The sequence below is a fragment of the Gemmiger formicilis genome, from assembly GCF_016901605.1.
Taxonomy (GTDB): Bacteria; Bacillota; Clostridia; order Oscillospirales; family Ruminococcaceae; genus Gemmiger; species Gemmiger formicilis_B.
Genome location: NZ_JACJKP010000139.1, coordinates 1 through 8,145, shown reverse-complemented (window position 1 = coordinate 8,145; position 8,145 = coordinate 1). Strand labels below are relative to the sequence as shown.

Sequence of the window (8,145 nt, the reverse complement as noted above, 5' to 3'; positions counted from 1 at the left end):
ATTTTCTTGACGACGGGTGGGTGATCTCCGCGGAGGATGCCGGGCTTTCTCTGCCCGGCGCGGAAGGCCCGTATGCGTCCTATGAATGGGAATGGGTCTCGTTGACCAATGACCACGAGCAGGATATCAGCGTCTGTGTCTTCAACACCACCGAAAGCACGATCCCCGTCGCCGAGAGCACGGTGGGAGGTATTCATGTAATATATGGCAACTACGACTTTTCCGGTACAGAACTACGCCTTCCCGGTGGGTTGATGCTGGGATGGTCTACCAGAGAAGATGTCTTAAAACTGTATGGCCAACCGAACGATAGCTTTGAGGCAACCTATGGTGGATATAGCTTGAAATACGAAATTGATGACCCTCTTGACCCGGCCTCTTGGAAGCTTGGTTTTGATGATTCAGGCATTCTAGACGATGTTATGGTACACCACCAGACTTATTTCCGTTCTGACTAACGTCATGGAATATGTACATCTTACCAGTCATCATTTAAGGCAAAGAAAACCGCTTGTCCTAGTGACCCTTATCTCGGCCATAGGGACAGGCGGTTTAGTTTTTTCTGATTGCTTACACGCTGCTGATCTTGTGTCGTGTTTATGCAAAATTTTAGGGCCGCGGTGAAAGGCGACGGCTCAGAAGCTCAAAAAAGAAAAATGTATAACTCCAGGGTAATCTCCCCTTGACAAATCGGTTTCCATAAAGAAAATTGCGGAAACTCTTCCTTATATGACTTTACCGCCCGTTCCTTTACCACATCCTCCAGCAGAATCTGCCCGCAGAGCAGCGGTGAGTTCGGAGCGTGGGCTTGTGTATTGCGTGCAACGGTTTTCAGACTGTGCGTAGCATAACAATACTTGCAACCGTGGCGGCAGGTGTCGTACATACCAATGTCGATGCTTGCCATGCAGCCGCATTCGGGGCGCTGGTTCTTGTCTTTGTCCAATGAAAGATGGCACCCAGCGATCTGTTCCAGCAAGGTGCGGTCAATGCAGTGGCCATGGGCAATGCCGTATGGTGATAGGTCGATTTGTTCTGAGCAGGTTTCCAGCACAAGGTGGTGTTTGCTTGCAATATCGGCCAATTGCTGGGCAAGGTCTATGATTTCCTTTTCCGTTAGCGGAGCAAAGCCCAGACCATTCATGTTGGCCTGAGTGTTGCGGTAAAGGTCCACAAAGCTGATAATGCACTTGCGGGTATAGCCCTCCAGCCATCGGGCCAACTGGCTGAAAAAGGTAATATGATAGTCCATTGTGTACCGGTCGGTGAACAAAATGGGATCATACCGCCAGATCACTCGTTCGGGGCCAATCCTGCGGGAAAGTTCCTGAAAGGTGGGCAGGATCACGTCGTTTTTGTTGGGCACACCCGGCTCCACGTCTTTTCCGTATGGTGTCAGAGTAAACTGAAAATAGAACGGGTAGGCCCGCAGTTCCTCCAACCGAGTCATCAGCGGCAGCGGATTCTTGGTCCAGAATACGATGCCATCCACCACATCCGGTGACAAGGAAATGCGGCTCACCTGATGGAAGTTCATGGGGTTGCGGACGCAGACAAAGCCCTCCCGGATGCGGTTGCAAAACCAATCAGGGTAATTGGCGGGAATATCAGTCCGCCTGCTGGCGCTGATAATCAAGGGGTTCACCTCCGGGTTGCATTGGACTGATTACCGGGCAGCATTTCCGTCTGTGATGCGGTTCACTTCCCGCAGCAAATCATCCATATACAGTTTCTGCTGTCGTTTCAGATAGCCAGAGACAAAGGGGCGCATCCACCAGCGCTTGCCGTTGACGGTTTCCACGCAGGTCAACCGGGAACCGCCTTCCACCGCCTCGAACCGTCCCTCCCAGGAGCCGGACATATTCCCGTTTTCCATGGTAAAGGCCCAAAACTGTTTTGGTTTACAGGTTGTAACCGAAAAATGGGTGGCATAGCCGCTCTTGGTATGCTCCACAAAGCGTGTTTCGTCCAGAACCTCCACCCGCGCCAGATCGCTGCGCCAGTCGGTATGCGTCAGGTCGGTCACGATTTGCCACAGCTGTTCTACAGTACAGGGAAACGAGTGTATCACTTTAGAAACTGCCACACAATCACCCCTTCTTCTTTTTCAGCTTTAGACAGACACCGTGACCATCAGCTGTCTCTTGCAGCAGCTTCACGGCAGCCGTGGCCCGCTCTTTGACGGGACATTCCGGCTGATTCTCCAGCTTGGCCACAACGTTTTTCAAATCCTCCAACGGCAGCAGGTACACCGCCGCGCAATAGAAGGTTTTGCGGCGGCCATCGTTATAGTTGGCGAGCAGCTTATCCAGAATTGCCCGTTTGGCCCGCAGTTCGTTTATGTAGGTATCCAGCCCCAATTCCTGGGCGCGATCCAGATCGGCGGCACGGCGGCTATGAGGCACAAAGGAATCTGCCGCATCAAATTCATCATACCGAACGCAGGGATAAGAGGAGCAATCACTGCAAAAGGCATGTCCGCCTTGATCCAATGAACACCGGGCAATGGCACAGCTCTGGTTGCCCGGTCCGCCTCCGCAGCCAGGGCAGTAGCCGCCCAACTGCATGGGGCAGAGCAGGCAGTTCAGGCCACACAGGCTGAACTCGGTATCTTCCCGTGTGAAGCCTTTCATACCTGATCCACCTTTCGCACCGGGTGGCGCACCACGGTTTTCAGGCTTTCCGGTTTGCACCGGCGCACATCGCTCAGGTAGATCTCATGGTGGAATCGGTTTTCACCAAAGTCTGCCGTATAGCCCTGTGCTTTGGCGTATTCCGCCATAGCGGCTACCGTGGCAGGCTCGTCATCGTAGGGGCCGATGTGCATACACTGAACGCACAGACCTTCCTCCCAGGTGAAGAACTCCACCGGGGAGCAGTCCAGTTTCTTTTTGCGGGAGGCCTCCTGCACGGCCCAGTCAAACTCGGCCTTGGTCACGAAGTCCGGCAGACGGATCAGAGAAATCCAGCAAAAGTCCTCCTTGCGGGAATAGTCCACGCCATGGACACCTTCCTGCCACCACAGGCCCTCCAGCGGCGGCACCACATAGTCGAAGTAACCATCCATCTTGTGGCTGCCCATCTTGCTCATTTTGATGGTGTAGGCTACCGCATACAAAAGGCCGATGGCCTGTTTGTAGGCCCCGTTTTCCTCGTTGGGATCGCCATGCCCGCGCACCGCCAGAAAGTTCATGGCAGACACCGTGACGATGCCCGGTGTTTTGGGCGGCAGATAGAATTCCTTGTATTCTTTCTTGTAGTCAAAAGCCATCTTCATTTCCTCCGCTTTTGGGATGCCGCTTTGCGCAGCGCTTCACAGGTGATGCGGGTCAATTCCACCGCCATGGTGGGGTCGTCCACGTCCTCTATCACAAAGGAATCGCTGGCTCCTTCATGAGATGGGGCCTTCGGCAGGTCGGGAAAGGCTGCCTCCCCCTGTGGTGTGATTTTGATAAACAACTGGTCATCACATATAACAGCGAAGAAGGTACCGTCGCAGAACAGGCCGTATTCTCCGAACATTTTGCGGGCACGGACACTTCCAGCCCCTCGGAGTTGTTCTACCACATACTCCACGTAATCAGGATGGGATGCCATAGCTACCTCCGTTTCTCATAGCGCTGGGCTAGCCGCCTGACAAGAGCCCCCAGCTGTTCCCGCAACTCGTCAGGCTCCAGCAGCTCAGCTCCATTCCCAAAGGTGAGAATCCAGCTGATTACACTGTCCGCGTCCGGGAAACCTCGACGAAAAAGTAAGGTACCATCCGGCTGTACGGCAAAGCTGTCTGCACCGTATTCTTCCACCAGCCGCCAACGGCAGGCCGGAGCAAAACGAACACACACCTGATATTGCGTGGGATAAATCCGCTCCGGGTTCAGATCCGGCAAAGGGGCTGGGCGTGGTGTAGAGGGTTCTCCGGTAGAAAGGTTTGTCATGCGGTTGAGCTTGAACAAGCGGAAGTCCTGCCGGGTTTGACACCAGCCCCACAGATACCATGTGGACCAGTGAAAGACCAGATAATAGGGCTCTACGCTGCGCACCGATGTGCCCTTGGGTGCGTCGTAAGTGAAATGTACAAGACGGTGCTGCTCCATGGCATTCTGCATGGTTTCGATTTTAGGGGCAAGGCTACTTTTGTACCACGAGGACAAATCAATGAGCATGTGAGTGCCGCCGGGTATCAGGGTACTGTTTCCGGCGGACATCTTTTCCATGAGCTGAGCATAGCGCCGGGTGCCGCTGACGCTGTCCAGACTGCGCAGCCCCGCCAGAATGGCTTGCATTTCCGGGGCAGTGAGCACTGTGCGGTCCACTCTGTATCCTTCCATGATGGAGATCCCGCCGCCAGCACCTTGTGCGGTGGTGATGGGGATACCTGCCCGACAGAGAGCTTCGATGTCCCGCTGGATGGTGCGGCGGGACACCTCGAACTGCTCCGCCAGTTCCGGTGCGGTGACCTGTTCCCGCTGAAGAAGGATTGACAAAATGCCGATCAGCCGATCCATTTTCATGGCTATCACCGCCCTTTGTTCTTTTGCCTGTATTATACCATAGGAACCGGACAACTGTCTGTCATGTTTGGCTTTGAGGGAATGTTTTTTCTGCGGGAAAAGCCTACCCATCGTCTTGCAATCCTGCTCCAAATACGCTATGATGGTGCTGTCATCGGAGGACAGTACACCGTAGTGTAGGGGATCGTAAGCGGAAGCTTGCAGGCCGCCTGTCGGATAAGATGTCGAGTGAGCTCGGTTATTGCAGTTGCTGTAGTGATCGGGCGTTTTTCTTTAGGAGGGCAATAATGCAACACACATCCGTCAGTCTGATCCCTTTGGAGGCCGCCGACCGGGAGCAGTTCATCCTGGACAACCAGCGGGCCTTCTGGTATGGTGCCATGCAGGAGTTTGGAATGCGGGACGATCATCTGGACAGCCAGGGCGAGATCATCTCCCGCAAGACCATCGAAGCCTGTCTGGATGCGCCGGACAGTGAAGTCTACCGCATTATCTGCGACGGGCAGAAAGTAGGCGGCGCGATCCTGAAAATTGACCGGGCTACCCGCCACAACGAGCTGGAGATCCTGTTCACCGACCCCGAAGTCCACAGCCGGGGCATCGGATACGGCGCGTGGCAGGCAGTGGAGGCACTGCATCCCGAAACCAAGGTGTGGGAAACTTTTACTCCATATTTTGAAAAGCGGAATATCCACTTTTACCTCAACAAATGCGGCTTCAAGATCGTGGAGTTTTTCACCGCACAGCATCCGCTTGATCTGCCGCCCCAGAACGACGAGGAGCAGGACGGCCCCGACGAAATGTTCCGCTTTATCAAAGTCATGGAATGAGAGGTGTACTATGAACCAAACATCCCAAAATTCCGAGATCCAGGTCCGGCTTCCCGGAAGCGGCGAACTCTGTACCTTCCCACTGGATAGCAACACCTGCTTCAGCGATGTTTTCCGTGCTTTGATCGGCAAGGGCTGCTTTGCCTGCCCGCAGGGGGAGCATCCCGTCTGGGTGCTGCTGTGCGGTGACCAGGATCTGCTCACTTGGGTTTCGGAGGAAAACACCTTCTATGACCGGTTTCCTTTCGGGGAGCCTCCCATTGCCAGCGTTCCCAGCTGGGTCACCAAGGAGGTCCATTTCACTTCCTACCCCGACCTGCTGGCACGGGCCAAGGCGATTTATATGTACTTTGAAGGTTCCAAATCCTTCATGGGGCACGAGGGATTTCTGCGGGAGTACAAAAGTTATCAGGTCACGCCAAAGCAGGAGGCACTCTGGCAGGCTGAGTGCAGCATCAACCGGTAAATTAAAGACGGCGGTGGATTTCCCAAGCGGGAAGTTCGCCGCTGTTTTCTATACATAAAATACGCCCAATATGTCTGATAATGCAGTGTAAAACTCACCGCCTTATTTTGTTTGTGCTATAAAGCATCTCTCAAAAGGGGATCTGTTTTGATTGATGAAATGAGTGATGGATGGTATAATAAAATTATTCCCCTTACATTACGAGGTATTGAAATGAGAAATAAAAAGCCTCCTTTTGAAATAACAAACCAAATGATTGACTATGTAGCGGAAATTGCCGAATTGGTTGGAAAACTCAATGGAACAAACCGTCTTACTGCCAATCCCACTTTGCGCCGTATCAACCGAATCCGCACGATCCATGGTTCATTGGCGATTGAGCAGAACACCCTTTCTTTGGAGCAGGTTACTGCTGTACTGAATGGAAAGCGCGTTCTGGCGCCGCCTAAAGATATTGCCGAAGTCAAGAACGCCTATGAGATTTATGAGCGACTTGATGAGCTTGATCCCTATTCCGTAGATGACTTGCTGACCGCCCACGGTATAATGACTCGTGGCTTGGTTGAAGAATCGGGGATGTTCCGCACCCGACCGGTAGGCGTAGTAGATAGCAAAGGTCATGTCTTGCATTTTGGGACGCTTCCACAATATGTTCCTGATTTGGTTATGGAGCTTTTAGAATGGGCAAAGACCAGTGAGGTTCATATGCTGATTCGCAGCTGTGTGTTCCACTATGAGCTTGAACTTATTCATCCCTTTGCTGATGGGAATGGCCGCGTTGGCCGTCTGTGGCACACACTGCTGCTTTCTAAATGGAATCCCGTATTTGCTTGGCTCCCTGTAGAGTCTATCATCCATGACCGCCAGCAGGAGTATTATGATGCCATTAACGCCTCCAATGACGCCGGAGAGTCTACACCGTTTATTGGTTTTATGCTCTCAGCTATCAAGGCATCGCTCATAGAGGCCATCAACTTGAATGATGAAGTGAGCGATGTGAAGATCGATAAGGCAACACTTCGCTGGAACAAGATTCAGGAATATCTCCAAACTCACGACTACATTATGAACGCCGATGTGCGGGAACTGTGTGGCGTGTCAGCAGCCACAGCGAACAGAATACTTGCCGGGTTCGTTATAGATGATAGGCTTATAAAATGCCGTAAAGGAAGCACGTGGGGATATCGGTTATCTAAATAGTAGATGCAAATGTTTCTACCAAATCTAATTTAGTGTCACTTGTGCTAAAAAGAATTTTTTGAAAAATGGTACAGATTGTTTCGAAGAAAAAGTACAATAAAATATAGAAAAAGGACGAAAACTATGAATAGAAAAGAACTCAGCCAAAATCATTGGAAATACTACTTGATGCTTGAAAAACGTTTTATTGAATCGATAGAATATGTAGAACTACATAAGGAAAATTTCAATACTTTTTCCAATGGGTATGCCCTCTTAATTCAAGTCATCGGCGCAGAGTTGGATACTGTGTTCAAAGAATTTTGCGGCTTCAATACAACAGATCGAAAAACGATTACAGACTATGCACAGCATATTTTAAGCAATACAACAGACATAACAAGTCAAAAAATCAGCGTACAGGAGTATAATATAGAAATCCAGCCGTTCATGAATTGGAATATTGGTCAGCCTGGACAGTCGTTGCCGTGGTGGGGAGCGTTTACGGACATTAAACATAATCGCTATGGTAAGTTGAAACAAGCCAATCTGGAGAATGTTCTAAATATTTTAGGAGCTCTGTATTTGATTGAAATGCGATACTTGAAGAAAATTACTGATGGAACAGATGAACTTGATGTGTTTGATGAATCTTCTAACCTGTTTACACTGAAAGATTGGACTTATAAGGCCATACCGCTGAGCCGGGGATTTGCTGTGTTGTGAGAGATATGATAGCCGATGCGAGGTTTAGTACATACATCGTGTTATATGGGTGGGGAATAGCCGCATATCTTGTTGAAAATTTTGCAGTTAACACTTAAACCCACGACTACAAAAGAGCCCGGGAAGTCTTGTTTCACGAAACTTTCCGGGCTTTATACATTAATTACAGGCTGGGACACCCTCCTTTACATCTTTCCGCTCCCGCGCTTTTTGGAAATCTCTTTTCTCTTGCTTTGTTCCTTTTTCATCTCCTCCTGCCGGATTGTATCGAAAATCGCACATAGTTCTCTATCAAAAGCCTCTGGGTCAAAGGTTTCGGGATGCTCCGATGCCTGCGACACCAGGGGCTTTACTTCTGCCCTCCAGCGGGTAATGGTAGCTTTGCGACAGGCATCGGACATGTACAAAAAGCGGCTGAGTCTGCCGTTCAGCT

At 51.0% G+C, this 8,145-nt stretch carries 12 protein-coding genes; 5 read left to right on the top strand and 7 right to left on the bottom strand.

Annotated elements, in window-relative coordinates:
• Positions 1–458, top strand: a 458-nt coding sequence (locus H6B10_RS10725; protein WP_204651600.1) for a hypothetical protein, incomplete at its 5' end; no start/stop codon positions are given.
• A 185-nt stretch (positions 459–643) separates the two neighbouring features.
• Here the strand turns inward: H6B10_RS10725 and H6B10_RS10720 are convergent.
• From H6B10_RS10720 to H6B10_RS10695, 6 genes are read right to left on the bottom strand one after another with little or no spacing between them, the layout of a single operon-like run.
• On the bottom strand, positions 644–1,645 hold the full coding sequence (locus H6B10_RS10720; RefSeq protein WP_204651599.1) for a DUF1848 family protein: 1,002 nt from the start codon (positions 1,643–1,645) through the stop codon (positions 644–646).
• 21 nt (positions 1,646–1,666) lie between these two features.
• Positions 1,667–2,086: an SRPBCC family protein gene (locus H6B10_RS10715; protein ID WP_204651598.1), complete on the bottom strand. Its 420-nt coding sequence runs from the start codon at positions 2,084–2,086 to the stop codon at positions 1,667–1,669.
• Positions 2,087–2,090: 4 nt separating this feature from the next.
• Positions 2,091–2,633, bottom strand: a complete 543-nt coding sequence (locus H6B10_RS10710; protein ID WP_204651597.1) for a DUF3795 domain-containing protein — start codon at positions 2,631–2,633, stop codon at positions 2,091–2,093.
• The gene (locus H6B10_RS10705) at positions 2,630–3,271 is read right to left on the bottom strand and encodes a GyrI-like domain-containing protein (RefSeq protein WP_204651596.1); all 642 of its coding nucleotides are present in this window, start codon (positions 3,269–3,271) and stop codon (positions 2,630–2,632) included. Before H6B10_RS10705 ends, H6B10_RS10710 begins: the two co-directional genes overlap by 4 nt.
• A gap of 2 nt (positions 3,272–3,273) precedes the next feature.
• Complete coding sequence (locus H6B10_RS10700; RefSeq protein WP_204651595.1) at positions 3,274–3,597, bottom strand: TfoX/Sxy family protein; 324 nt, start codon at positions 3,595–3,597, stop codon at positions 3,274–3,276.
• 2 nt (positions 3,598–3,599) lie between these two features.
• Positions 3,600–4,511 (bottom strand): helix-turn-helix transcriptional regulator, encoded by a 912-nt coding sequence (locus tag H6B10_RS10695; RefSeq protein WP_204651594.1) that lies wholly within the window; start codon positions 4,509–4,511, stop codon positions 3,600–3,602.
• A gap of 287 nt (positions 4,512–4,798) precedes the next feature.
• Between H6B10_RS10695 and H6B10_RS10690 the strand changes: the two genes are divergently transcribed.
• From H6B10_RS10690 to H6B10_RS10675, 4 genes are all read left to right on the top strand, one after another.
• A complete protein-coding gene (locus H6B10_RS10690; protein ID WP_204651593.1) occupies positions 4,799–5,341 on the top strand; it encodes a GNAT family N-acetyltransferase in 543 nt (180 codons plus the stop codon).
• 10 nt (positions 5,342–5,351) lie between these two features.
• Positions 5,352–5,807 carry a hypothetical protein gene (locus H6B10_RS10685; RefSeq protein WP_204651592.1) on the top strand — a complete coding sequence of 152 codons (456 nt, stop codon included), beginning with the start codon at positions 5,352–5,354 and terminating at the stop codon, positions 5,805–5,807.
• 147 nt (positions 5,808–5,954) lie between these two features.
• Positions 5,955–7,007, top strand: a complete 1,053-nt coding sequence (locus H6B10_RS10680) for a Fic family protein (protein WP_243427349.1) — start codon at positions 5,955–5,957, stop codon at positions 7,005–7,007.
• 123 nt (positions 7,008–7,130) lie between these two features.
• Positions 7,131–7,712, top strand: coding sequence for a hypothetical protein (locus H6B10_RS10675; RefSeq protein WP_204651591.1), 582 nt, complete (start codon positions 7,131–7,133; stop codon positions 7,710–7,712).
• 185 nt (positions 7,713–7,897) lie between these two features.
• Here H6B10_RS10675 and H6B10_RS10670 read toward each other — a convergent pair.
• A partial coding sequence (locus tag H6B10_RS10670) for a hypothetical protein (protein WP_204651590.1) occupies positions 7,898–8,145 on the bottom strand: 248 nt, incomplete at its 5' end.

Bases quoted from the DNA above. Each gene is read 5' to 3' on its own strand.
- H6B10_RS10675 (WP_204651591.1), top strand. From the start codon at position 7,131: ATGAATAGAAAAGAACTCAGCCAAAATCATTGGAAATACTACTTGATG.
- H6B10_RS10685 (WP_204651592.1), top strand. From the start codon at position 5,352: ATGAACCAAACATCCCAAAATTCCGAGATCCAGGTCCGGCTTCCCGGA.
- H6B10_RS10710 (WP_204651597.1), bottom strand. From the start codon at position 2,633: ATGAAAGGCTTCACACGGGAAGATACCGAGTTCAGCCTGTGTGGCCTG.
- H6B10_RS10690 (WP_204651593.1), top strand. From the start codon at position 4,799: ATGCAACACACATCCGTCAGTCTGATCCCTTTGGAGGCCGCCGACCGG.
- H6B10_RS10695 (WP_204651594.1), bottom strand. From the start codon at position 4,511: ATGAAAATGGATCGGCTGATCGGCATTTTGTCAATCCTTCTTCAGCGG.
- H6B10_RS10705 (WP_204651596.1), bottom strand. From the start codon at position 3,271: ATGGCTTTTGACTACAAGAAAGAATACAAGGAATTCTATCTGCCGCCC.
- H6B10_RS10700 (WP_204651595.1), bottom strand. From the start codon at position 3,597: ATGGCATCCCATCCTGATTACGTGGAGTATGTGGTAGAACAACTCCGA.